The sequence below is a fragment of the Prauserella marina genome (assembly GCF_002240355.1).
In the GTDB taxonomy this organism is placed as follows: domain Bacteria; phylum Actinomycetota; class Actinomycetes; order Mycobacteriales; family Pseudonocardiaceae; genus Prauserella_A; species Prauserella_A marina.
In genome coordinates this window covers 3849634-3874294 of sequence record NZ_CP016353.1, presented here as the reverse complement: position 1 = coordinate 3874294, position 24661 = coordinate 3849634, and the positions used below count along the sequence as shown (strand labels likewise).

Below are 24661 nucleotides of genomic sequence, written 5' to 3'. Positions count from 1 at the left end.
CGACAACTCCTCCCATGGCGGAGAACTACAGGCGGCGGGTGGTGTGCTGGGGCGCGGGCACACTGCGGGCGTGGCCATGGGCGAGTGCCTCGGTACGAGCGGGCAGGTGTGCCAGCGCCGCCAGTTCCCCAGCGGAGAGCAGCGCTCCCCGGCGTAGCCGCCGCGCCTCGGTGACGACGACTCGGGGTTTGGGCAGCCGGTGTCGGGCGAGCGCGTTGTGGCCGGCCAGGACCGCGAACGCGCCGAAGAGCGAGTCGGCGATCCCACGGACGCGGTCGGCGGCCTCAGCGCCGTGGGCGGTGGTGGCGGCGTAGTAGCGCAGCGCGACCTCCCATTGCGGTTGTCGTTTCTTCGCCCGGATCTCGCGCAGCTCCTCGGTCTGCTGGGGATCCAGCCGCCGTGCTGCACCCGTGCTGGTTCCGTGGGCGGTGGTGGAGGTGCTGCCGGTGACGATCTCCAGTAACTCGCGCACCAGCACGGATACGAAACTCACCAGCGCCGAGCGGCGCCCCGGGCGGCCGGAGTGCAACCGGTCCACGGTGCGGCGGTAGCGGCGCACCCGGCGTCCGACCGCGGGCCGCGCCAGGATCTGCACCACCGCCGACTCACCCTCGGCGAGCTGCCCGGTCACCGCTTCCCACGCGCGCACCGGATCGGCCGACTCGTCGCGCGGCTCGGGGATACGCAACGGCAGATGCTCGGGTCGTTCCGGGCGCACGGTGCCTCCGGTGACCACCAGTCCCGCCCCAGGTGTGACCGCCAGCTCGCTGCTGGGTGTGTGGTCGAGGACGAGGGCGCCGGGCCAGGCGGCGCGGAGCGCGGCCTCGATCCGGGCCGTCGGTACCGGCCCGGGCAGCCACAACCGGACGGCGAGATCATCGCCTGCGGTGAGGTGGTACTCCACGGCCAGGTGCGGCACCCCCGTGACGAGTCGTTTCCAGCGTGGTGGGGCGAGGCCGGGCAGGTCCCACCACAACCGGCGCGCTCCCGCCACCGCCGCGGCGGGGTTGAGTCCGGCAGGGGGAAGCACGGTCACTACCCGCGCTCCCGCGTACCAGCGGCGCCGCGCCGCGCGCCGCAGGCTCGCCAGCACGATGAGGCAGGCGAGGGCGAGAGCGGCGAGAACGTACAGCAGCACGGAATGCTGCTGTATCCACGCGTAGGTGCGTTCCACGGCGGTGGTGAGTGCGCCGGTCCCGGGCGTCGGGGCGGTGGTGGAGGGTGTGTTCATGGTTCGAGGTCCTCCTCGTCAGCGTCCAGCCCGGCCAGGGCTTGGGGATCGGTCGTGATCACTTCGTCCTCGGCGTCGGAGGCCACGGCGTGGAAGGCAACCCGGTTCGTGCCGGAGAGCAACAGCGCTTCGCCTGGTGCCGCGGCGAGGAGGTAGGCGCGTTCCCCATCGGAGAGGCGGAACGCCTCGGCGATGGTGTCAATGGCCTGAGTGGACTGTCGCAACAGGACTTGCGTGGAGGCGTTGGACACGATTGCCTTTCCCAGATCGGTGGCGAGGACGTCTCCGGCGTCCTGGGAGACGAATGCCAGTCCGGCCCAGTACTTGCGGGCGCTCTTGGCCAGCCGGTAGAGGAACTTCGCGGCCTCCGGTTGGTGCATCAGCAACCACGCCTCGTCCACCACGACCAACCGGCGGCGCCGGTGGTGGGGGTCGAGCACGCGCCGCCACACCGCATCCAGCGCGGTCAGCGTGCCGACCGACTTCACCTCGTCGGGCAAGTCCCGCAACGAGATCGCCACCAGATGCCCGTCCGGCGCGCGTGTCGTCGGACCGTCGAACAACCCGGAGAACGAGCCCGACACATACGGCGCCAGCCGCGCCGCCACATCGGCACCGGCCGGGTCGCCGGTGTGGTCGCTGTCTGCGGTGAGCATGTCGGCGAGGTCGGCTAGCAGCGGCGCGGGTCTGCTCCACGTGCGACGGTCACCGGTGATGCCGACCCGGGCGTAGGTGTCGGTGACTGCCCGGTCGAGCACCGCCCGTTCCTGCGGTGACAGCGGTTCGCCGAACATGACGGACAGCAGCGTGTGCATGAACAGCGACCGGCGGGTCAACGCGTCGGGGATGTGCTGCGCCCCGGGGGGAAGGTCGAACGGGTTCAGCCGTACCTCGGGTGAGCCGAGGTGGAGGTAGGTGCCGCCGACCGCCTCGGTCAGGCGCTGGTATTCGTCTTCGGGGTCGATGACGAACACCTGCACCCCCACCTCACCCTCCGGGGTGGGCCGGTGCGGATCTGGGTAGAGCGAGCGGAGCGCTTCGAGTTTGGTGAAGTACGACTTACCCGCCCCGGAGCGGGCGAGGGTGACGGAGTTGTAGTTGTCCTGCCCCCAGCGGTCCCACAACACCAACCCGTTACTGGAGGCGTTGACGCCATACAGGCGACCAGTCAGCGGCGCGTGTGGCGACGGGTCGGTGGCGGGCAAGTCCGGGGAGGTGAAGGGGAAGCTGGCCGCGAGGGCGGGGGTGTCGAGGGTGCGGCGCATCCCCAACAGGTCCACCCCGAGGGGAAGGGTGGAGGTCCAGCCCTGCACCGATCGCCACGCCGCCGGTTGCGCGTCCAGAAGGAGACTCGATGCCAGCGATCGCACTTCTGCGACGTCAGCGTCGAGATCCTCGCGCGTGGGTGCGTGCACCGTCAGATACAGCCCCACGCGGAAGAGTTTCGACTCGCCGCGGGCGAGGGCGAAGGCCATGTCCGCGGCGTCGGCTGCGGCGGCCTCGGTCTCCGGGTCGTCCACCTTGCCGTCCCGCGCAGAGGAGCGGCGCGCGGACTCCAGGCGACCCTGCTGCTTGCGCAGCCGCTTCGCCGCGGTCGCCGGATGCAGCGGATCGATGTGCACCGCGACATCCACCCGGCCCGGGTAGGACAGGAGAGGTTCGAGCCACCCCGCGCCCACTTCGGCGGGGTATCCGGTGACGGCGAGGGTCGCGGCGTAGCCGTCCCCGACGCGCAACCACCGCGGTCCCACCTCGACCGCGTCCGGCCCCGCCACCGCACTCGTCCCGGCCGCCCCGGATGAGGCAGCGCGGCCGAGTACGCGGCGCGCGGCGCGACGCAGAAGTCCGCTGGGGCTCTGTGGGTTCATGGGTTAGACCTCCAGGTCCTCGGCCCGGCCCGCGGCGGGGCTGGCGGTGTGGAGTAGGTCGTGGTGGGCGGTGACGACGCCGGAGGCGGTGCCCGCGCGGGTGGCCTGCGGCCCGCCGTTGGGGTCGGCGGCAGCACTGAGCACCGCATGGGCCTGGGCACCGTCGAGCGGAGCGACCACGACCTCGCAACTCCGCAACGCGCGGGCGGCGTCCTGCGCGCGCCGCGCGAGGGCCTGCGCTCCGCTGGTGTCGCGGCCGTGTCGTCCGGTGGCGGGGTGGCGGAGGACGACCGTGACGTGGCGGCGCAACAAATCCCGCGACTGCGACAGGTCACGCAGGAACTCCACGTGCCCCAGACACGCGGCTTCCAGCGCGGGATGCGGCAGGCCGCCTGCCTCGTCGGCGAGCACATCGAGGTAGGGCTCCAGATCGAGGCGCTGGGCGCGGACCACGATCTGCACCGGCCCGGACAGCGAGTGCAGCCAACGGGAAAAGCCACCGATGAGCGCGTTCTGTTCCCCGGCGGTGCGCAGTCCGAAGTTCACCGTGGAGCACGCCGCGGCATGCGCGGTGCCATGCTGCGAACCAAGGTCGATCGCACCCTCGGTCGAGATCGCCTCCGCCGGAAGTCGCAGCGGCGCGGGCAGTGGTCCGGCCTTCACCGCGACCCACGCCGGTGCGTCGGGCACGATGTCCCCGCGCACGCTGTCGGCGGGCACCAACCGCTTCGGGGCGCGTCGTTGCTTGAGTGCGGCCAGCAGCCACGCATCCAAGTTCTGTCCGTCCCGGCGCAGGGTCACCACCGCGAACACCAGCCCGGCGACCGGGATCGCCACCGCGCCGAACACGACCGGCGACACGACGGTGTGCGTGGACTGATACAAGCCCCACAGCAGCAGCACGGTCACGCCCAGGATCGCGGCCTGCCGCGCGGTTAAGCCGAATACGATCTTGTCCGGCTTCTCCACATCGGCGGGCACCCGCGCCGACATCGGGACCTCCTCGTCGCCGCGCATCAGCGACCTCCCTTCTTCGGAGTACGTGGTGTTGGCTTCGCCGCCCCGGCGCGCGGCGCGCCCAGCTGATGCCCCGAACCACCAGTGCTCTTGCGTGCGCTGCGGCTCGGCGTGGACGGCGAGCCGCCGGGTGCCTGGAACGTGGGTGCGTGCGCACGCGGCGAGACACGTCGGCGAGCTGCCGGGGTCGTAGCGGTGTTGCGGGCTGGTGCGCCGGGGGTGCGGTCGCGGGCTTGGCTCGCGGTCGCCGCGCGCGACGATCCCGCCGACCGTGTCCCTGTGGTGGGGGAGTGGCGTCGGGGGTCCGGCGAACCCCAGCGGGTCGACTCGATGGGCGCAGCCACGCTCACCGCCGACGACGTGGTCGCCCTCGACACGGGCACGTAGGCGCCGGAGGCCGGAGTGAACCCGCCGTCGCTGAGCGGCTGCCTGCGGTCACGGGAGGCAGCCCGCGCCTCGCGGGCCATGCGCGTGGGCGCGGCCCACGCCCGAGCCGCCCGTTCCCGCGCCGCCCGCGCCGCACCATGGGCCATCCGCTGCGCACCGGCGCCGGACGTCGCACCTCCCCGTTGCCGAGGCGACGCACCGCCAGCAAGCACGCGAGCCGGACCATGACCCTGCGGCCGTGTCGACGCACCGCCGGAACCGCGACGGGCGGTCGTGGCAGCCGCACTCTTGCCGACGCCGAGCATCCCGAGCCCCTTTGCCAGCAGCGCGTACTTCACGATCGAGGCGACCTGGGAGCGCCCACCGAGGCCGATCTGTTGCAACACCCAGGACGGGATTTTGATCAGGATGAGCAGCAGCACGACTGAGATGACCAGGTTCATCAGCCCGCCCGAGACACCGAGCAGTTCAGTGGAGCCGGGACCGGAGGTGCCCTGGACGAAGAACACCTTCACGAACACGATCAACGTGATCGCTTGCAGAATCTGGATCGCCAGCACCCCGAACAGTGCCCGCCACCAGAGCTTGGCGATGCCCTCGGTGTAGGGGGAGGCGTGACACACCAAGGCGAGTGGCCCGGCGACCACGATGACGATCGTGATCGTGATCCGCAGGACGAACAACACCAGCAGCACCACCGCCAGAACGAGAACTACGAGGGCGACCAGGACCATGAAGATTCCGCCCTGGTCGAGCTGGCGGTGAAGCTCGTCTTTCACCCCGGTGGTGATGCCACCTGAGGAGTCGCCGGCAAGGATGCCGGTGGCGATCCCGTTGGCGAAGTTGACCGCGAGCCCGATCAGCGACAGCGACGCGTTGACCGCGACGAAACCGACCACAATCCGCGGCAGGGTTTCTTTGAGCGTGACCCGGGTCTGCAGCGTCTCGTGCGAGGCGACGACGATCCCGCCCATGATGACGAACAAGATGAACAGCGAGTTCGCAACCCATCGAGTGATGTCCCATAACTGCGCGATCTGCGGGTTGTCCGCAAGGTTCGGCGTGGTCATCGAGGTCCGGCCGACAAGGTCGAGCACCGGGTCCATCGCGGAGGTGACCAGGCCGGTGAACCACTCGTTGATCGCCTGCCCGGCCTTGCACACGACATCGAGCCACCCGCAGTCCGTCGACTCGGTCTGAGCCTGCGGCCCCTGCTGCTGGGCCGGAGGCGGCGGCGCCACCGGATGATCGGGGTCCACCACGATCGGCGGCGGCTGCGCAGGAACCGAGGGAGACGGTCCATCCGGGTTCGGCGGTGGCGGAAGCTGGTCCGGCCAGTCCGACACCGGGGGCAATGGCAGCGGAACCGGATTGTCTGTCGGGTCCGGCGTCGAGGGCGGGAGCGGGATCTCCGGGTCGGCGCTATCCACCGGCGGCAGCGGCAACACCGGCGGCTCCGCGTCCGCCCGCCCGGCGGTGGCGCCGACGAGTGCTGCGACGAACGCGCACACCAGCGCCGCCAACACCGCGCCCCGCAGCCACGGGACCGCCCTGCGCCGCGCCCGGACACTCGGGACACCGGTGGTTGAGGTGGTGGGCTTGGTCATGGTCAGCCCACCACGTTCTGCAGCAGCGTGACGATCAGCGGCGCGAGCATCGCCAGCCCGTAGCCGATCGCGGCATTACGCAGACTCTTCTTCGCTCGTTCGACCTCGCCCGGATCCCCGTCTGCGGCGAGATAACGGACGCCACCGATGGTCAGGAACAGCGTCGCCAAACCGACCAGGAAACCGATCAGCACGTCGCGCAGGTTCGCGATGACCTGATGCAGCGACCCCGGCTGCGCGAGCACGAAAGACTCGGCCGACACAGGTGTCGCTGCCACAACTAGTCCCGCAACGAGGGTGCCGAGAAGGGCAGCGGTGCGTAGCGTGCAACGGCGCGCACCGCGAGGGTGACATGGTGATCGCAGAGACATCCAGAATCCCTCCCGAGGACGCCGGTGGCGGGTGCGCGAAGCGGAGGTGAAAGGAACCAGGGAGCCAGCCACCGACCCCGCGGCGCGCTGCGATCGGCGACGGCAAACAGCTGCCGTGGCGCGGGTCTGCCCGGTTCTCGACCTGATTCCCCTCACACTGTTCTAAAGGGGGTTTTCAGGTCGATTTTTTGCAGACGGAGTCTGACTTTGTTCGCAGATTTCCGCCTTTTTACGTGTGTGTCTGGCGTTGAGCCAGGAAATGAGCGCAGATTCGGCCCTCTGTCGGGCACGAAAGACCCGGAAATACGACTCGCCCAATTGGTCTGCGACCTCGTGTAGACGCATGTCGTCCAGGCGCGTCGACAGAATGAGCGAAGCTTCCTCGCCGGTGAGTATCCCGTCGCGGACCGCCTCGGCGAGCACCAGGTCTTCGTGTCCGCGATCGGCCTGGCGTGGTTCAAACGATTCCCACTGCGGCCTCGTGCGAGTGGCGTAGTCCAGCTCGGCCGTGCGCACCTTGGCACCGGCAATCTGGGCTTCCCGCATCAGCCGTATGGCCAGCGACCCAGCGTCCGGATCGATCGTCTTGAGTCTGGCGGTAAAGCCTGCCAACACCTCGGAATCGATGTCGTCAGGGTCGCCGGTGTAGTCCTTCATCAGCTTCCCCGCGGCCCTCCTCAGCCCAGGCAGCCCAACGCCGACCGCACCAAGCACCCACGCCGCGCCATGGGCTTGCGCGGCGATCACCAGTTGGCGCCACACCGCATCCCGTGCGGCTTTCGCGGTCCTCTTAGCCAGGAGGAGGTTGCGCAACTCGATCAACGTCACCCGCCTCCGCGGAAGCCCGTGCCCGATCGCGGCACAGTCGAGGGCCAGCGGAGCCGGACCAGTGCACAACAGACGGAACGCCGACTCCGCGGCGTCCATCGCCGAGGTGGACTCGACGGACTCGTGGTCGTGGTCGTGCCGACCAGGACGAAGGCCATTGACACGAGATGGCCCTGGAGCAGGGGCGTCGGGGGGTGGTGTGATCGGCATCGCGGACTCCCTGGTGCGAGCCGAACCCGCACGATGCGGCGAGCGGGAGCGGCGTGAACGTGACGCCGTCCATGCCGCCGGAGACCGCTTGCACCAACCTTCCCTGTTGATCTTGAAACGGGAGGTGCAATGAAACCGCAAGGGACTCCCTGATCGCGCCTCGCCCGTAGTCGATCGGATGCTGATGCCGGTCCGGCCTGGGGTGCAAGGAATCCGCAAGGAACATCTCGCGTGGTGCCCGAACACGCGTCCAGCGCCGCGAAAAACTTTGAATCGCCAGGTGGCGTTTAACGACGGTTGCGGCTGACTCGCCGGGCACCCTGCGGGCCATGTCGCGACACCGTCGGCCGCCCCGGCGACGGCCTCGCGCTGAGTGCCTGACAGACAGCATGTACGAACCTGCGGCGCAGTCGACGTCGAACGTGCCGAACCGCGTGCGCGACGCCGACGGACGCTGACGTGTCGCCACCGCGCACGCCGCCGACACGTCGCTGCTGTCGGCAGACCACAACGCCGGTCACCACCTCACGCCGAGCCATGGGACTTCGCGGCTCGGGGGTGAAATCTGAAACTCGTCTGCAAAATCCGGCACGAAAACCCCCCTTTAGAACTATGTAAGAGCCCGCAACCGCGAATTGCGAGGACACTCCCGATGAGCGTTGTTCCCATCTCGCCGGAATCCGCAACAGAAATTGACGACAACCCCGGACCTCGGTCACGAAAAAGTGCATCCGTGCCGTTGGGAATTTGGTTATGCGCGCCCGAACCGGCCGACGAGCATGGCCTGCCACCACTGATCGAGGGCCTCACCCGCGGCCTTGTCACCCAGGCCGTGACCGCCTTCACCGCCCGTGGGAACACGGTCGCGGTCACCGGCCCGGACGCCGCCCGGATGACGGCCGTCGCCGACTCCGTGGGCGACCGACGGGTCCTGTGCGTCGACCCCGAGACCGTCACCGCCGATGGCGTGCGCGGCCGGCCCGGTGGGGGAGCAGGAACGCCGGAACCCGGTTCGGTGGACCTGTTGCTGGTCGCTGAATTGCCTGTCCCGCGCATCGCCACTGACGGCCAGCCCTACACCACCTGGGCGCGCTGGCTGGCCCCCGGCGGAGTGCTTGCCGTGGCCACGCGGAACCCGGCCGGGCAGGGCCGGTTCGCCGACCACACCGGCGCCGTGGTCACCGCAGCCACCAACGCCGGACTGTCCTACCTGCAGCACATCATCGCCGTGCTCGCCCACGTCCACGGCGAGCGGCTGCTCATTCCCACTCCGCCAGCCCCAGTCACGCTGCCCGCCGACACGGTGCACACCCACGCCCACACCGACCTGCTCGTGTTCCACACCGACCTCGGAGGCGCCGCCTGATGAACACCTACGAGCCGACTTCGCACCACCCGCTGACCCGCGGCAGCGACGCGTTGGTCGAACTACCGGTCACCGTGTGGCCGACCGCGCAACAAGCCCCGCGCGCCCAGCGCGGCACCCGGTACGTGCCCGAGTCGACCGCCCATCCGGCGAAGATGCTGCCCGCCATCGCCCGCCACGCCATCGACACCTTCACCGCACCCGGCGACCTCGTCCTCGACCCCATGTGCGGGGTCGGCACCACCCTCGTCGAAGCCGTCCACAAAGGACGCGACGCCCTCGGCATCGAGTACGAAAACCGGTGGGCTGAGGTCAGCGAAGCCAACCTCGCCCTCGCCGCCGACAACGGCGGAACCGGCAGGGGCGAGGTATGTGTCGGCGACGCCCGCCAGGTGCTGCCCACCCTCGCCGACCGCCACGCCGGGCGGGCCGCGCTACTGGTGACCTCCCCGCCGTATGGATCCAACGTTCACGGCCAGGTGAAAGCGCCCGGGCACCGCCCGGTGCGCAAACACGACCACCGCTACAGCCGTGACCGCGCAAACCTCGCCCACCGCAGCCTGCCCATGCTGCTGCGCGGGTTCACCGACATCCTCCGCCGCGCCATCCCCCTACTCCGCCCCGGTGGAGTCGTCGCTATCACCACCCGACCCTTCCGCCTCGACGGCGAACTCATCGACTTCCCCGCACTCACCTTGGACGCGGCAATCAACGCCGGACTCCACCCCGTCCAACGCTGCGTCGGACTCCTCGCCGGACTCCGCAACGGCACACTCGTCCCACGCTCGTCGTTCTTCCAACTCGACTACGTACGCAAACTCCGCGACCGCGGCATACCCGCCTGGGTCATCGCCCACGAAGACATCCTGATTCTTCGAACGGCTCAGCATTAGCGTGAGCGTCCTCGGGAACCGGCCGGACGTTACCTGAGTAGGCGTCCCGCCCCGGGGCGTGCTTTCCGTGGGGTCTCCTGTGTGCCGAGTGGACCGGCACACAGGAGACCGCGAGCCGCGGCCACCAAGTTGTGGCCAAGCGGAGCGACAGGACACCCCCCCCTGCCGCGACGAGCTGTCGCCTGGCTACTGCGATGCCAGGCGTCTCCGAAACTTCCACGAGGGATTGATGATGCGCGCGAAGGATGAGCAACCGCAGTCCATCGAGGACCACATCCTGTCCACTCTGAGGCCAGGCGCTCCGCAGACACGCCAGCAAACGAAGAGTCTTCCCGTAGCCGCGCTGCTCGAATCTGTGCAGAGCAGCGCGCTCTACTTCGTCGTGACGACGATGGATGCTCGTGGGCGACTGGCAGACCGCTCGCCCCTACGTGCTCTCGGCTGGACGCCAGGCAGCGCGATCACCATCACGGCCGTGGGACGTGCCGTCATCGCTGCTACACGGTCAGCCGGACCGAATGCCATTACCCATCAGGGACACCTTCGGCTGCCCGCGCCCATCCGCCATGCTTGCCGCCTCGACACCGGCGCACGTCTGCTCGTCGCGGCATCACCAGTGCGCGACCTCCTGGCGGTCTATCCAGGTTCGTCCGTTGAAGCCAGCTTGCTGGCCTACCACGAGACTCTGCGTCATCGGGATGCGCGATGAATGACGCGGAGATCAACGCAGCCCGCCTGCTACTTGCCCGGCTCGGAGTGAAGCCCGAAGAACTTGTTGCCGCGCCCTCCGCCACCCGTGAGGCGATGCCTCTGATTCGCGACTACGTCACTCGCGTCTCTGACGCCGTGCCCGCCGGAACTCGCCGCGTCTACAGCACATACTGGCGACGGGTTGTGGAAGCGTGGGGAGACAGACGCATCGACGAACCCACCCCGCTGGAGATCAAGCAACTCGCCGAAGACGTCCGGCACCAAGTCGTGGTCCGCAAGAACTCACGAGGCGGCCGCACCGCCGCCGAGCACCTCATCGCTTCCCTGCGTTGCCTGTACCAGCACGCCATCGCCGACGAACTGCTGAGCGACAACCCCGCCAAGCGGGTCGCCAAGCCGCGAAGGCTGGCCAGCACCCGACGGGCTATTCCCGATGCGCGACTAGCCGAGATCAACTACACCGCGGGAAGTACCGGCAGCGATCCCGAACTCGATCTGCTTCTGCTGCGTCTGCATACCGAGACCGCGTGCCGCCGGGGCGGTGCCCTCGCGCTCCGGCCGCAAGATCTCGACCCGGAGCAGTCCCTCGTGCGGCTGCGGGAGAAGGGCGAGACCGTGCGCTGGCAACCAGTTTCACCTACCTTGATGCGCCATCTGATCAGCCACCACGAACAGCGAGGAGACGGCCAGCCGTCAGCGCAACTTCTGCGCTACCGCAACGGCCGACCGATCACCGCAAGACGCTACGACCACTTGTGGCAACGCATCGGGCGCAGACTCCCATGGGTTGCCACCCAGCAAGTCAGCACCCACTGGCTTCGCCACACCACTCTCACCTGGGTCGAACGCAACTTCGGCTACGCCGTCGCCCGCGCCTACGCCGGACACGACGGCAAGAGCGACGCCGGAACGACATCGACCTACGTCCGCGCCGACCTACAAGAAGTCGCCGCTGCACTCGCCGCGCTGACCGGTGAACCACATCCGGCCGTTGCCGTGAGCTGCGCCGACAAACGATGACGGGATGGTATGTGGCTCTCGATGCTGCGAACCTGGGCGTCGCCTGGGCTTGCCGCATGTCAACGGGAAATTGATCGGCGCATTTCATCGGCCTCATTTATAAGCAAGAATGACCACACGTCCAGGCTGGGGCCGAGTGTGGTGGCTTGACGCGGCAACTCCTGGCAGGCGGCGACCGCGAGGATCTGCCGCAGAGCGCCAGCCTGCACCAGCTGCCAGCATCCTCGTGCTCGACTCCGCCAACCGCGTGCTACTCATCCACGCCCTCGACCGCCATCCCCGCACACCGGCGGTGGGAACTGCCCGGCAGCGGTGTGCGGGGGAGGGGCCGAACTTCCGTATCGCCGAGGAAGCCGGGCTCAGACTTACCTTTCTCGACCGCGAACTGTGATTCCCAGAACCCGCCTTCACGATGCGCAAGTCGCGTTCACATCCACCGGAAACGAGAAGACCGGACTGATCGAGCGCCGCTGGGTGGACTGCGGCCGGGCGGCGGCAGTCCCATGACAATCTTCTGCCTGCCATGCCGCTTGTCTGCTCGCAGGCTGGTTCAGCCCAGGTCCCTCGCACTCACCCGATGGATTGATTGGGCTCGATGCCAGCGCAGATCAAAGTCGGGTGCTGCGGCAGAGGAGAGTCGCGCGGGATGGATACCTCGGGAGACGGTCAGGCCCGGGCAGCCGCGTACTCGGCCTCCAATCTGGCCTTGAGTTCGGCGGCGCGCTCTGGCGTACAGCTCTGGCCGGGCGCGTCGATGTCGCACCGCAGTTTGATCAAGCGGGAGCGGATAGCCCCCGCACTGCGGCCGTGCTGTTCGGCGAGCCGGTCATGCAAGGTACCCGGGGCAGTGTCGGGGTCGGCCGCGAGCCATTGTTCGCGCAGTTCGGCTTCCAATTCAGGAGTCCAGGAAGCGTGCGATCGAGCTGGTCCGCCAGGCTTGGGGGGCAGCACTCGTCGGGCGGGCGTGGCGGTGGTTTCCGGCAGTATCGGCCAGGCATTGGCGGCGGCTCGAGCGTCTGAGATCTGCTGTCGCAGTCGGTCGATCCGCGCGGTGTCGCTGTGAGGTAACCGGCCGAGGCGGTGTTGGAGGTCGTTGGCGCGCTCCTTGCTGCTCGCGGAACCAATTGGCCTGCTGGTTGTGCAGAGTTCCGAGCGTAAGTCGACCGATTCGTTCCGGCTCGGCTTTGGCCAGCCGCCATGCGAGCCGCGCGGCGGCAACGGCGTCGTCGGCGCCGGTGTGGGCCTGGTCGAGTCGAACTTTGTAGTGTTGGCAGAGGTTAACGAGGGTGCGTTTTTCTGCCCGTTTCGGATGCAGGTGGCGGTCGATGCAGATGGGGTCCACGACGGGGCCAGACAAATCGAGTCCGCGTCCGTGGTGGCGGCGTAGTTCGGCGTCGAGCATGGTCAAGTCGAATGGCGCGTTGAAGGCGATGAGCGGAACGGCCGCGTTCCAGATCCGAGCGAGATGACTGCTGACCTCTTCGACGACCTCTCCGGCGGGCCGACCGTGAGTGCGCGCGTAATCCGTCGTGATGCCGTGCAGGGCGGTGGCGTCGTCGGGGATGTCGACGCCGGGGTCAGCGAGCCAGTTCCGAGTCTCGATCTGCGGTTTTCCGCCGGTTGGGCTGGGTGTGATCGTGACGATGGACGCGGTGACGATCCGATCGCGACGCGGGTCGACGTCGGTGGATTCCAGGTCGAGCGCGAGTAGTTGTGCTTCCGCCCATAACACTTCGGGGTTAGTCATGCGCGCATCGTAGGAACAGGGGCCGACAATTCTTAGTAATCGCACCGTCGCCATCAGCCTCCGCCTGCTGCTTCGTCCAATGCCCTCCCCGTTTCTTCTCCCGATACCACTATCCTTCCGACAGCGGTTAGCGATCCCCGGCGCCGGTCGGGATCAGCGTTGAAGGGGAATCAGCGTGGCAGCGGACCTCGAGCAACTCGGCCCTATCGGCTTTCAGGATCTCGCGGGCGCACTCTGTATCGCGTCCTTCGGCCCAGGCATTCAAGTGATGGGTTCAGGCCGCGATGGAGGCCGAGACCTCTATTACCAGGGAAGGCTCGTGTGGAAGGGCAATGACGGCCAACTCAACGAGGAGTGGGACGGATACACAGTCTTCCAGGTCAAGCACAAGCAAAGCCTTGAGGTGCGACCTGAGGACAATGCTCGCTGGCTACAGGGGCAGATCCGCAGCGAACTGAAGAAATGGTCCGAATCGGCTTCCGGCCGCGATCAGGTCCCGGATTACTTGCTGTTCATCACCAACGTCCCGCTTACTCCGACACCCGGCACAGGGGGACACGACCAAACCATCGCGGACGTTAAGAGCTACATCAGCGGCCTGAACGATGACAGGTACGACGTCGGCAGCGGCGACGACCGCCAGGCCAGGTATCGGCGGCTCTTACGCATTCGTCAGTTCCGAATCTGGGACGCGAACCAGATCCAAGCACTACTCAACGTCCATGCTGGCGTCAGGCTTGCCTTCCCAGGCTTTTTCACTGCGGCCGACGTGTTCGGGCATATGTCCGAACTCACCGGGTACCTGCCAAGAGACCAGATAGAGTCGGGGCTACGAGCCCACGCACGTACCACACTCACGGGCGAAAGCTCGGTCTACTTCGACGAGGCCGGCAGCGGCGACGGCACCGGCATGCCGTTGCATGACGTTGTGATCGACTTGCCGATCACGTTGCCGGACGACGCTGCACCCAACGGCGTGATCCGGTACGTTCTCGATCGCGGCGAGCGCATGCTCAAGCCCACGCTCACCACATTCAAAGGCCCTCGTCACCTGATCATCGCCGGTGCCCCAGGTAACGGGAAGACCACGATCTCCAAGTTCCTCGTACAGGCCTATCGCGCCGCCTCGCTAGCCAACGGTGACAACCTAAGCACCTACCATCGACAAATCATTGCCGGGACGGAATGCGCGTTGGGACGTTTCCAGTGGGAACTGCCTCGACATTCTCGGTGGGCTATGCGGATCGACCTGGCACAGTACGCGGAGGATCACGGCTTCAGTGACGACTTCACAGTGATCGGCTACATCGCCGAGAAGGTCTCTAAGCGGTCGGATGTGGGCAGTATCCGCAAATCCTCGGTGTTGTGGTGGCTGAAACGCTGGCCATCGTTCCTGATTCTGGACGGCCTGGACGAAGTTACCGAACCCAAGGTGCGCAAGTGGGTCATTGAGCGCGTCGTTGAGTTCGTGACCAATGCCGAGGCCGAGGACTGCGACGTGTTCGTTGTCATGACTACACGACCGATGGGCTACGTGGAGAACATCGCACCGACGCAATTCGAACGAGTGGATCTGGACTACCTGTCCACCGACGATGCCATCCGCTATGGCGAGATGGCGACTCGCGCCCGCCTACGGACGGACCTCGACCGAGTCGACCGGATTGTCCGTCAGTTGGAGCTCGCCGCTCACGACGACTCATTCCAGTTGCTGCTGCGCACTCCGCTCCAAGTTCTGATCATGACCATCATCTTGGGGAACGCTGGCCATCTTGCCCCTGACCGCTACAGGTTGTTCTGGGGCTACTACGACACCGTGTTCAGACGGGAACGCGAAAAGGCCACGCGCATACGCTCGATCCTGCAGAACTATGGTCTACACATCCAGCGGCTGCACGAACAAGTTGGCTTCGAACTACAGAAGCGCAGCGAAGCCGCCGATCGCTCCTATGCCGCCCTCACCCGCCAAGAACTACGCGACATCACCTGGCGAATCCTGGATGACGCTGGCTTTAATCCATCCGGTGTGGACTCCGAACTGCTGGACAAGATTCTCACCACTGCCACCCATCGGCTAGTGCTGATCGTTCCCCGAGGCGACGAAGGCTATGGCTTCGATGTGCGGTCGCTACAAGAACTCATGGCCGCCCGCTACCTCACCACTGGCACCGACGATGCCATACTCGCACGCCTGCGCATCTCGGCAGCCAGCCCGCACTGGCGCAACACGGTTATCTTCGCGGTGGGGCACTGGTTTTCCGAACCGCAGGACCATAGGCATCAGGCCATCGTCGAACTCGTCGAAACCGTCGATCACGATGCTGCCCGACGTCTCGGCAGCATCGTGCCCGTCGGCCCGCGTCTTGCTTTGGATCTCATTGACGATGGGATGGCAAGTGCCTGGCCGCGGTGGCGACACCGGCTTATCCGCTGCGCTCTCCAGGTCCTCCACGAACCATGCCCGCACGACCTGACCGCAATCGCCCGAGTCCTCATCCGCATCGCTGACATTGGCGACGAACAGCAAAGAGTGGTCGAGGACGGACTACGCGACGCGCAGGCAATCTCGCTCGCCGCTCGCGACACCACTCAGGCATTGCAGGATCTGGTGCCCAAGGTCGTCATGGAGACCGGAGCACGCGCACGTATCAACGGGCTCGCCATCGTGCGTCCCCGCCCTGGCACGGCCCCGCTGGCTCCGTCGCTTGACGGTTGGGACGATTTCGAGGCCGAAATCGAGACCGCGTTGGTAGCGGATTCCGTGCTTGCGCTTATCCGGACTGCCGCTAGCGTTGTGCGGTCGTTCAAGGAGGGGGCCACTCAGGGGATCGACGTGTTGCCCGTGATCGCGGTTTTGGCTGATGCTGACGGGGCAACGGTCTTCGAGACTGCCTTGCAGCACGTCGTACCGCAACAACCGGCTTTCGTCACCGAATTGCGCGACAACGTGCTGCCTGCTGTCTACCGTGCGGCTATCGGGGACCAACTCCGGCACTCCCGCTCGAACGGAGCCGACGGTCGCTCGTGAAAACCGCTATGAGGCTGCAACCCCCGTTTAGGAGCGTTGCGGACGGCCCTCGGCACCTCAGCTAAAGCCGCGTCATGGTGAACTCGCATCCGGCGAAGTGCCGCCGTGGGCGGGCGGCTCTAGGGCGTCACGGCAGGCAGCGAAGTCTTCGATCGGTTCGGTCGGCGCCGCGTCCAATTGGAACACGCGTCGCATGGCCCGGATCCGGTTCCTCAACGTCTCTGCGTCTATAGACGCGCGGCAACCTGGACCTCACCATCGACAAGAACGGGACCGCACATCGTCCCGAGTGATCACCGGCCATGCCCAAGAGGTCACCGTTTTGATTCAGGTCATGAAAGGGGGTGTGGTTCTTGGGTGAGTGTTGCGAGTGCGGTGGCGATTTCGTTGAGGGTGGCGCGTACGTAGGTGGTGGTGGTTCCGACTTCGCTGCCGTGGTCGTTGTGTCCTGCGTAGGCGCGGGCGATGGCGTATCCGAAGTTGCGTTCGACCCAGGTGAGGGTGGTGTGCCGGAGCCAGTGGGTGGAGATTTGCTGGGTTGCTACCCAGGGCAGGTGCTTGCCCAGCCGTCTCCATAAATAGTCGTAACGGCGGCTGGTGATGGGTTGTCCGTTGCGATAGCGAAGGAGTTGCCCGTCGTGGGGTGCGCGTCGGTCGTTGGCGTGGTGTTGCAGGTGGGTCATCAGCGTGGGGGAGACCGGTTGCCAGCGCACGGTTTCGCCTTTTTCGCGGAGGAAGATCAGGCTCTGGTCCGGGTCGAGGTCTTGCGGACGGAGGTTGAGTGCTCCGCCGCGGCGGCAGGCGGTTTCGGTGTGAAGTCTCAATAGGAGGGTGTCGAGGGTGGGATCGTTGCCGGTGGTGGCGGCGGTGTGGTTGATCTCGGCCAACTGGTTGCTTGCGACCGCGCGGCGGGTCGAGGGAAGTCGCGCGGGTTTGGCGACTTTGCGGGCAGGGTTGTCGGCGGCGGTGATGAGGCGGTCGTCTTCGGCGTGGCGGTAGAGGCAGCGGAAAGCGGCGATGAGGTGTTCGCCCGCGCTGCGGCCGCCACGGGCGTTGCGGCGGGCGACGACGTGGGTTCTGGTGTGTTCGACGAGTTGTTTGATCTGTGAGGGTGTGGGTTCGTCCAGGCGGCGGTGGCCCCAGTGGTCGAGGATGCGGTTCCAGTAGGAGTTGTAGACGCGGCGGGTGCCTTCGGATACGGCGGCGGAAACGATGGGGATGTAGTCGGCGAAGGTCGGCACCAGCGGCCGAGATACCGGTTCGGTGAGAAGGTCCTCGGCGGCGACGCCCATCCGGGCCAGCAGGAGCCGCGCGGCGTCAAGATCGGCCCGGTCCGCTGTGCTGTCGTGTTGGTGGGCGGTCATGCGGGATCACCGCCCAGCAGGGTGGCGTGGCAATCGGCGAGCAGAGTGTCGAGCATCGAGGGCGGGTGCACGAACAGGGCACCGTGTTCGGGGTAGGCGGTCAGCAGTACCCGGTCGCCCGAGGCCAACCCGCAGCAGCGGCGGACGGGGGCGGAGAGTCGGAGGTGTCCTTGGCTGGTCATGCCGAACACACCGCACGGATCGGTGGTGACGACGAGCGCACCGTGGGTGAAGCGGATCGCCAAGGACGTTCCGGGTGTCCAGTTCAGTGCGGTGAACACCGCGCGGTCAGCGACCCGCCCGCGGCCGTCCACGGCCGCCAGCCCATAAACCGCCGTGCCGGGTCGGGGGACAGGCACAACGGGCAACGGCAGCGGCCTCCGGGAGGCTGCTGAGGGCTGTCCATGGGGGATTTGGGTGGTGGGGAGAGCAACCGGGGTGATCATGGTTCCGGTCATGTCCACCACCCCCGCCGCCGGTTATGCGGGGACCGGCGTGACGCCGGTTCTGGGTGTTGGAGTGCGTTGAAGCACCTGTACGTTAGATGTAGCAGTGATGCCACGAAAGTGTGTCCGAGGGGGGACTTGAACCCCCACGCCCGTTAAGGGCACTAGCACCTCAAGCTAGCGCGTCTGCCATTCCGCCACTCGGACTTGCTGAGGTAAAGATTAGCGGACGCCTCCAACGCTTCGCACCGGGGGGTCCTTCTGCCGCCTCACCAGTCTCACCAGCATCAATGATAGGAATACCGGGTGACCGAACCGAACCTGATCGAGACAGCCGCCGATGAGGCCGTAACCCTCACCAGCGAGCTGATCCGCATCGACACCACCAACACCGGCGACTCCAGCACCCTGGTGGGCGAACGCGAGGCCGCCGAGTACGTCGCCGAAAAACTCACCGAGGTCGGCTACGAGGTCACCTACGTCGAATCCGGCGGCAAGGACCGGCACAACGTGATCGCCCGGCTACCCGGCGCCGACTCACGGCGGGGCGCGCTGCTGATCCACGGCCACCTCGACGTGGTGCCGGCCGACGCCTCGGAGTGGTCGGTGCACCCCTTCTCCGGCGCCATCCAGGACGGCTACGTCTGGGGCCGCGGCGCGGTGGACATGAAGGACATGGTCGGCATGACGCTGGCGCTCGCGCGCCACTACAAGCGCAACAACATCGTCCCGCCCCGCGACCTCGTGTTCGCCTTCGTCGCCGACGAGGAGGCGGGCGGCAAGTTCGGTGCCCAATGGCTCGTCGACAACCGGCCCGAACTGTTCGAGGGCGTCACCGAGGCGATCAGCGAGGTCGGCGGCTTCTCGATCACGCTCAAGGACAACGTCCGCGCCTACCTGATCGAGACGGCGGAGAAAGGCATCCGCTGGATGAAGCTGCGCGTGCGCGGCACGGCGGGCCACGGCTCCATGATCCACCGCGACAACGCGGTCACCAAGCTGTCGGAAGCGGTCGCCAAACTCGGCAACCACCGGTTCCCGCTGGTGCTGACGGACTCGGTGCGCGAGTTCCTCGCCGGGGTCACCGACATCACCGGCTGGGACTTCCCCGAAGACGACATCGACGGCGCGGTCGCCAAACTCGGCAACATCTCCAGGATGATCGGCGCCACCCTGCGGGACACGGCGAACCCGACGATGCTCACCGCGGGCTACAAGTCCAACGTGATTCCCTCGACCGCCGAGGCCGCCGTCGACTGCCGCATCCTGCCCGGCAGGCTGGAAGCCTTCGACAGGGAACTCGACGAGCTACTCGGCCCCGACATCGAACGCGAGTGGATGGAACTTCCACCGGTCGAGACGACCTTCGACGGCGCGCTGGTTGACGCCATGACCGCCGCGGTGGTCGCCGAGGACCCCGGCGCCCGCACCCTGCCGTACATGCTTTCCGGTGGCACCGACGCGAAAGCCTTCCAGAAGCTGGGCATCCGCAACTTCGGGTTCGCGCCGTTGCAGCTGCCGGCCGACCTGGACTTCTCCGGGCTCTTCCACGGTGTCGACGAGCGGGTCCCCGTCGAGGCGCTGAAGTTCGGTACCAGGGTGCTCGACCGGTTCTTCCGCGCCAGCTGACCCCCGCGCACGACAAAGGGCGCCCGCCGATGGCGGGCGCCCTTTGTCAGGAAACCGTTGGTCAGATGACGCTGACGCCGGTGGCCTGCGGTCCGCGCTGGCCCTGCTCGGCCTCGAACTCGACGCGAGCGTTCTCCTCAAGGTTGCGGAAACCGCTGCCCTTGATCTCGGAGAAGTGGACGAAGAGGTCCTTGCCGCCGTCGTCGGGGCTGATGAAGCCGAAGCCCTTGTCCTGGTTGAACCACTTCACGGTGCCTTGAGCCATAGTCGAACTCCTTGTCGCTGATGATGGGACCGCCTCGGCGAGACGGCCTGGTCTGCAAGCGGCGCAGGAGTCGGAGACACCGGAACACGCTCACATAATCCTTGTGAGCGTCAAACAACGAACACAAAAACCTGGAAACCGCGCTAAGTCCAGCACGTCGGGCGGGCTTTCGTCAAACCCGGCACGCCACGAACCGGTCTCAGGCGGTGACATCGGTCAGCGCGGCGTCGATGATCGCCACTCCGCGATCGATCTCGGCCTCACCCGCGGTCAGCGGCGGCGCGATGCGGAACGTTCCGCCCATCCCCGGCAACTGCACGATGTTCATGTGCAGGCCGAGTTCGGCGCAGCGCCGGGTCACGGCCGCGCCGAGCACGTCCGTGTCCCTCGCGTCCCCGCCGCCGAGTTCAAGGCCGACCAGCAACCCGCGTCCGCGCACGTCCCCGATCACCGGGTGCCGGGCAGCCAGTTCGCCGAGCCCGCCACGCAGCCGCTCACCGAGTTCTCTCGCCCGCCGATCGAGGCCGTCGCGGGCGAGCACGTCCAGCACGGTGTTGCCGACGGCCGCGGGAAGCGGGTCGTTGACGTGCGTGGTGAAGAACAGGAACCCGCGATCGTGGGCTTGCCGCTCGATCTCGGCACTGGTCAGCACGGCCGCGAGCGGCAGTCCAGCGCCGAGCGTCTTGGACAGCGTCAGGATGTCGGGCACGACACCGTCGCGCTGGAACGCGTACCAGTCCCCGGTGCGGCACAACCCCGTCTGTGCCTCGTCGAGGATGAGTAGCATGCCCCGCTCGTGGCACTTGTCCCGCAACGCGGCGAGATAGCCGGGCGGCAGGTCGATGACCCCGCCCGAACTCAGCACCGGCTCCACCATGCAGGCGGCGAGACTGCCGACGGACTGGGCGTCGATGAGGTCGAAGCCGAGGTCGAGCTGCCTGCGCCAGTCGAGGTTTCCGGCCGCGTCGACGATGCCGGGCCGGAACCGGTCGGGCACCGGCAGCGCGAAGTTGCCGGGCACGGCGGGCCCGTATCCGGAGCGGCCCGCGCTGTAGGTGGCGCTCGCGGCGGCCTGCGTCATGCCGTGCCACGAGCGCGCGAAGGAGACGACCTCGTGACCACCGGTGACGAGCTTGGCCATGCGCAGCGCGGCCTCGTTCGCCTCGGCTCCCGTGCTCAGGAACATGGCCTTTTCCAGCGGCTCCGGCAGTGTCTCGGCGAGCCTGCGGGCGAGCTCCAGAACAGGGCGGCTGAGCATGCCGCTGTAGAGGTGATCGAGGTTCGCGGCCTGTTCGCGCACGGTCGCCACGATCTCGGGATGCGAGTGACCGAGGATCGCGCTCATCTGGCCCGAGGTGAAGTCGAGCAGTTCGCGCCCGTCCTCGGTGAACACGGAACAGCCTTTCGCGCGGTCGATGACGCCGGGGCTGAAGGCGCCGCGGCCCGAATAACGGATCAAGTGACGTGCGATGTCGTCCGGCATGCACCCGACGCTACGAACGCCGATCGTGCGCGTCCAGCACACGATGACGACGGCACTGTTCGGCACGACCGCACAACAGCACAATGTCGGCATGCTCAACCCGTGGCGCCTGCGCCTGCTCAGCCTCCTCGACAGCCTCGGCACGGTCAGGGCGGTGGCCGAAACCCTGCACCTGAGTCCTTCGACGGTGTCGCAGCAACTCGCGGTGCTGGAAAACGAGACCCGCACGCGGTTGCTGGAACGCTCCGGCCGCAGGGTGCGGCTGACCACGACCGGGCTCGTGCTCGCACGGAGGGGCCGCGAGATCCTCGACCGGATGGCCGAGGCCGAGGCGGAACTGCGCGCGCTGAACGAGGAGCCGATCGGCACGGTCCGGCTCGGGGTGTTTCAGAGCGCGATCCACCCGCTCGCCGTCCCCGCCGTGGCCAGACTCGCCGGGTCGCACCCGCTGCTGCACGTCGAACTGATCGAGTCCGAACCGCACGAGAGCGGCCCCGCCCTGCGCACCGGCGAAGTGGACGTGATCGTCACGACCACCGACTACGTCGAGTTCCCCTGGGGAGGGGACCTGGAGATCCTGCCGCTGGGAACGGATCCGGTGATGCTGATCCTGCATCCCGATCACCCGCTCGCCCGGCGCGCCGTGGTCGACCTGGCCGCGTGCGCGGAGGAGATGTGGGCCTGCGACCGGCCCGGCTCCTACATGGCGGAGCTGACCATGCGCCTGTGCAAGGAGTCCGGTTTCGAGCCGAAGGTGGCCTGCCGGTTCGGCAACTACCTGTTGTCCCTACAGCACGTCGAAGCAGGTCGTTCGGTCGCGTTGCTGCCCGCGCTCGCCGCGTCCTCCGGCCACGCGGTCGTGGCGAGGGAGCTGACCACTCCGGTCCACCGCAACGTCACGATCGTCCTGCGACGGGGAACGGCTCCGCGAGCCGCTGTCGACGCCGTCGTCGGTGCCCTGCTCGACCATCCGCACATTCCCGCCCTCTCCTCGGCCGGCACGGAAGAGCCCCGCGCGGGTGGGTGACCGGCAGGCCGCCTGTCGGTCCCGCCGCGCGGCGGGCTTCGTGATCAGAATGTCGGGCGGACCCGTCCGCTCGCGTGAGGAGAAGTGGTGTGACAGCCGTTCGAGGGGCAGTACTGGCCTGCGTGGCCTGCGTGGCCGGGGTGGCGGCAGCGGGGATCGCGGCGGTTCCGGCCGCCGCGATCACACCCGGAGTCGACTGGGGAGAATGCGCGCCGGAGCTGAACGCGCCACGGGGAACGGGCTGCGCGAGGCTGGCTGTTCCGCTTGACTACGCCGATCCCTCAGGACGATCGATCACCCTCACGCTGGCGGCGGCCGGCTCCCTCGACGCCCCGGATGTGCTGGTGGTCAACCCCGGCGGTCCCGGAGAATCCGGCATCGGCACACCCAAACAGGTGTGGTCCTCGATGCCGGAGGAGATCAAGGACAAGTACCTCGTCGTGAGCTTCGACCCGCGCGGCGTCGGCGCTAGCGGCGCCGTGGACTGCGGTGACACCGCGAGCCTGCTGCCGAGCCCGTTGCCGCCCAACACGCCCGCCGACGAGGAACAGGAAACGCGGCGCACGGACATCGCCAGGAACATCGCCGACGCGTGCGCGGAACACTCCGGCGACCGGCTTCGGCACATCACCACGGAGAACGCCGCGCGGGACCTGGACCGCATCCGCGCCGCGCTCGGCAAAGAGAAACTCGACTACCTCGGCTACTCCTACGGCTCGAAACTCGGAGCCACCTACGCGACGCTGTTCCCGGACGCGACCGGTCGCATGGTCCTCGACGGCGTCGTCGACCCCACCGTCAGTACCTACGAGTCGGGCTTTCAGCAGAACGGGGCGCTGCAACGGCGTGCGGAGCAGTTCTTCGACTGGGCCGCCGACCGCGACGAGCGCTACCACCTCGGCACCACCGGCGAGGGGGTGTCCGGCACGTGGGAGGACATCAGGGGCAAGCTCGCCGCGGAACCCGCCGAGGGCAAGGTCGGCAGCGCGGAGCTGGACGAGATGCTGGCCTCGGCCATGTACACCGACGTCTCGTGGCCGACCTTGGCCGACGCCGTCGCGCGCTACCTCGAAGGCGACCCCGGCGCGCTGGTCAGGGCCACGGAGCAGTTGAGCATCGACCCGGTCAACGGAGCCCAGCTCGCCTACAACTGTGTCGACGACGAGTGGCCCGCCGACTGGCGGACCTGGCACGAGGACACCGCCGATTCGGCGAGGGAGGCGCCGCTGTTCGCCTGGCTGAACACCTGGTACTCGGCGCCCTGCGCGTTCTGGGGTGCCGAGCCCGGCGGGCCCGTCGACATCGGTGACGGTGACGTACCGCCCGTACTGCTCGTGCAGGCCCAGCACGATCCGGCCACTCCGGTCGAGGGCGCGCACCGTATGCGGGACACGCTGCCCGGCTCCCGCCTCGTGCTCTCCGGCGGCGGCAACCACGGTCAGTTCCTCTTCGACGGCAACGGATGCGTCGACACGGCCGTGGCCGCCTATCTGCGCACGGGTGACCTGCCGGAAGCCGACATCGACTGCCCGGCACCGCCACCACCGGAGTGAGCGCCGAGTAGCGAGACGTGCCGTGGCCACCGATCATCGTCACGAATCCCCTGCGACAGTGAGGAGACAGCCATGAGTGAGCCGGCCGTGCCGGAACCGGTGGCCACGTTCATCGACGCCGTCAACCGCAACGACGAGGCCGGGTTCCTCGACGCTTTCACCACGGGCGGGTTCGTCGACGACTGGGGCCGGGTGTTCACCGGCCGCGACGCGATCAAAGGCTGGAGCGACAAGGAGTTCATCGGCGCGAAGGGCACGTTGACCCCGCGAGAGGTGACCAGCGACGGCGACACCGTCACGGTCGTCGGCGACTGGCGCAGCAACTACGCCAACGGCCTTTCCCGGTTCGAGTTCCGCGTCGAGGACGGCAAACTCGGGTCGATGACCATCCGCGAGGGCTGAACCACAGCGGTGTATTGATCGCGGGTGGCGGGATGGCGGGACGTTGTCACGAGAGTTCCGCGGGGCCGGTCTCGTGCCGGTCCACCGTTCGAGCCAGACGGTACTTGACATTGCGTGTCAAGTACTTGACGCTTGTAGTCAAGGACGCGGTCTCGTGCGATGCGGTGGTCGAGCAGTCGGTAGCGCGGTCCGTCGGCAACCGGATGAG

21 protein-coding genes and 1 tRNA gene are annotated in these 24661 nt (G+C 67.5%); 9 read left to right on the top strand and 13 right to left on the bottom strand.

Annotation, left to right across the window (positions count from 1 at the left end):
- Positions 1-25 precede the first annotated feature (25 nt).
- The 6 genes from BAY61_RS18160 to BAY61_RS18135 all read right to left on the bottom strand — a co-directional run bounded on the left by BAY61_RS18160 (position 26) and on the right by BAY61_RS18135 (position 7309).
- The gene (locus BAY61_RS18160) at positions 26-1231 is read right to left on the bottom strand and encodes a hypothetical protein (protein WP_091808792.1); all 1206 of its coding nucleotides are present in this window, start codon (positions 1229-1231) and stop codon (positions 26-28) included.
- Entirely contained in the window at positions 1228-3099 is a 1872-nt protein-coding gene (locus tag BAY61_RS18155) for a VirB4 family type IV secretion system protein (RefSeq protein WP_091808791.1), read from the bottom strand. Before BAY61_RS18155 ends, BAY61_RS18160 begins: the two co-directional genes overlap by 4 nt.
- Positions 3100-3102: 3 nt before the next feature.
- Entirely contained in the window at positions 3103-4116 is a 1014-nt protein-coding gene (locus BAY61_RS18150; RefSeq protein ID WP_211323621.1) for a PrgI family protein, read from the bottom strand.
- On the bottom strand, positions 4116-6110 hold the full coding sequence (locus tag BAY61_RS18145) for a TrbL/VirB6 family protein (protein WP_091808788.1): 1995 nt from the start codon (positions 6108-6110) through the stop codon (positions 4116-4118). Before BAY61_RS18145 ends, BAY61_RS18150 begins: the two co-directional genes overlap by 1 nt.
- A gap of 2 nt (positions 6111-6112) precedes the next feature.
- Positions 6113-6355, bottom strand: a complete 243-nt coding sequence (locus tag BAY61_RS18140) for a pilin (protein ID WP_245865197.1) — start codon at positions 6353-6355, stop codon at positions 6113-6115.
- 288 nt (positions 6356-6643) lie between these two features.
- Positions 6644-7309, bottom strand: coding sequence for a hypothetical protein (locus BAY61_RS18135; RefSeq protein ID WP_245865194.1), 666 nt, complete (start codon positions 7307-7309; stop codon positions 6644-6646).
- A gap of 943 nt (positions 7310-8252) precedes the next feature.
- On the opposite strand from BAY61_RS18135, the gene BAY61_RS18130 reads away from it, so the two are divergent.
- From BAY61_RS18130 to BAY61_RS18120, 4 genes are all read left to right on the top strand, one after another.
- Positions 8253-8885, top strand: a complete 633-nt coding sequence (locus tag BAY61_RS18130) for a hypothetical protein (protein ID WP_091808783.1) — start codon at positions 8253-8255, stop codon at positions 8883-8885.
- On the top strand, positions 8885-9778 hold the full coding sequence (locus tag BAY61_RS18125; protein WP_091808782.1) for a TRM11 family SAM-dependent methyltransferase: 894 nt from the start codon (positions 8885-8887) through the stop codon (positions 9776-9778). The genes BAY61_RS18130 and BAY61_RS18125 overlap by 1 nt, the downstream gene beginning before the upstream one ends.
- 229 nt (positions 9779-10007) lie before the next feature.
- A complete protein-coding gene (locus BAY61_RS32965; RefSeq protein WP_185769979.1) occupies positions 10008-10487 on the top strand; it encodes a hypothetical protein in 480 nt (159 codons plus the stop codon).
- Positions 10484-11509, top strand: coding sequence for a site-specific integrase (locus BAY61_RS18120; RefSeq protein WP_091808780.1), 1026 nt, complete (start codon positions 10484-10486; stop codon positions 11507-11509). Before BAY61_RS32965 ends, BAY61_RS18120 begins: the two co-directional genes overlap by 4 nt.
- Positions 11510-12175: 666 nt before the next feature.
- Here BAY61_RS18120 and BAY61_RS33585 read toward each other — a convergent pair.
- Both BAY61_RS33585 and BAY61_RS18115 read right to left on the bottom strand, forming a co-directional pair.
- A complete protein-coding gene (locus tag BAY61_RS33585; protein ID WP_245865192.1) occupies positions 12176-12403 on the bottom strand; it encodes a hypothetical protein in 228 nt (75 codons plus the stop codon).
- A gap of 1 nt (position 12404) precedes the next feature.
- Complete coding sequence (locus BAY61_RS18115) at positions 12405-13256, bottom strand: exonuclease domain-containing protein (protein WP_245865190.1); 852 nt, start codon at positions 13254-13256, stop codon at positions 12405-12407.
- 175 nt (positions 13257-13431) lie between these two features.
- Between BAY61_RS18115 and BAY61_RS18110 the strand changes: the two genes are divergently transcribed.
- Positions 13432-16284, top strand: a complete 2853-nt coding sequence (locus BAY61_RS18110) for an NACHT domain-containing protein (RefSeq protein ID WP_091808778.1) — start codon at positions 13432-13434, stop codon at positions 16282-16284.
- 332 nt (positions 16285-16616) lie between these two features.
- Here BAY61_RS18110 and BAY61_RS18105 read toward each other — a convergent pair whose 3' ends face one another.
- The 3 genes from BAY61_RS18105 to BAY61_RS18095 form a co-directional block, all read right to left on the bottom strand.
- Positions 16617-17648 (bottom strand): tyrosine-type recombinase/integrase, encoded by a 1032-nt coding sequence (locus tag BAY61_RS18105; protein ID WP_091808776.1) that lies wholly within the window; start codon positions 17646-17648, stop codon positions 16617-16619.
- Positions 17645-17962, bottom strand: coding sequence for an AbrB/MazE/SpoVT family DNA-binding domain-containing protein (locus BAY61_RS18100; protein ID WP_245865188.1), 318 nt, complete (start codon positions 17960-17962; stop codon positions 17645-17647). Before BAY61_RS18100 ends, BAY61_RS18105 begins: the two co-directional genes overlap by 4 nt.
- 255 nt (positions 17963-18217) lie before the next feature.
- Positions 18218-18301: transfer RNA gene (locus BAY61_RS18095), tRNA-Leu, on the bottom strand.
- A 99-nt stretch (positions 18302-18400) separates the two neighbouring features.
- Here BAY61_RS18095 and BAY61_RS18090 point away from each other — a divergent pair.
- On the top strand, positions 18401-19723 hold the full coding sequence (locus BAY61_RS18090; RefSeq protein WP_091808773.1) for a M20/M25/M40 family metallo-hydrolase: 1323 nt from the start codon (positions 18401-18403) through the stop codon (positions 19721-19723).
- A gap of 61 nt (positions 19724-19784) precedes the next feature.
- Here BAY61_RS18090 and BAY61_RS18085 read toward each other — a convergent pair whose 3' ends face one another.
- Positions 19785-19988 carry a cold-shock protein gene (locus BAY61_RS18085; RefSeq protein ID WP_091808771.1) on the bottom strand — a complete coding sequence of 68 codons (204 nt, stop codon included), beginning with the start codon at positions 19986-19988 and terminating at the stop codon, positions 19785-19787.
- Between the two features lie 199 nt (positions 19989-20187).
- Positions 20188-21471, bottom strand: a complete 1284-nt coding sequence (locus BAY61_RS18080; RefSeq protein ID WP_091808770.1) for an aspartate aminotransferase family protein — start codon at positions 21469-21471, stop codon at positions 20188-20190.
- Between the two features lie 91 nt (positions 21472-21562).
- On the opposite strand from BAY61_RS18080, the gene BAY61_RS18075 reads away from it, so the two are divergent.
- The 3 genes from BAY61_RS18075 to BAY61_RS18065 all read left to right on the top strand — a co-directional run bounded on the left by BAY61_RS18075 (position 21563) and on the right by BAY61_RS18065 (position 24453).
- Positions 21563-22498: a LysR family transcriptional regulator gene (locus BAY61_RS18075; RefSeq protein ID WP_091809017.1), complete on the top strand. Its 936-nt coding sequence runs from the start codon at positions 21563-21565 to the stop codon at positions 22496-22498.
- Positions 22499-22587: 89 nt separating this feature from the next.
- Positions 22588-24051: an alpha/beta hydrolase gene (locus BAY61_RS18070; protein ID WP_170140273.1), complete on the top strand. Its 1464-nt coding sequence runs from the start codon at positions 22588-22590 to the stop codon at positions 24049-24051.
- A gap of 72 nt (positions 24052-24123) precedes the next feature.
- Positions 24124-24453, top strand: coding sequence for a nuclear transport factor 2 family protein (locus BAY61_RS18065; protein WP_091808766.1), 330 nt, complete (start codon positions 24124-24126; stop codon positions 24451-24453).
- Positions 24454-24661: the final 208 nt, after the last annotated feature.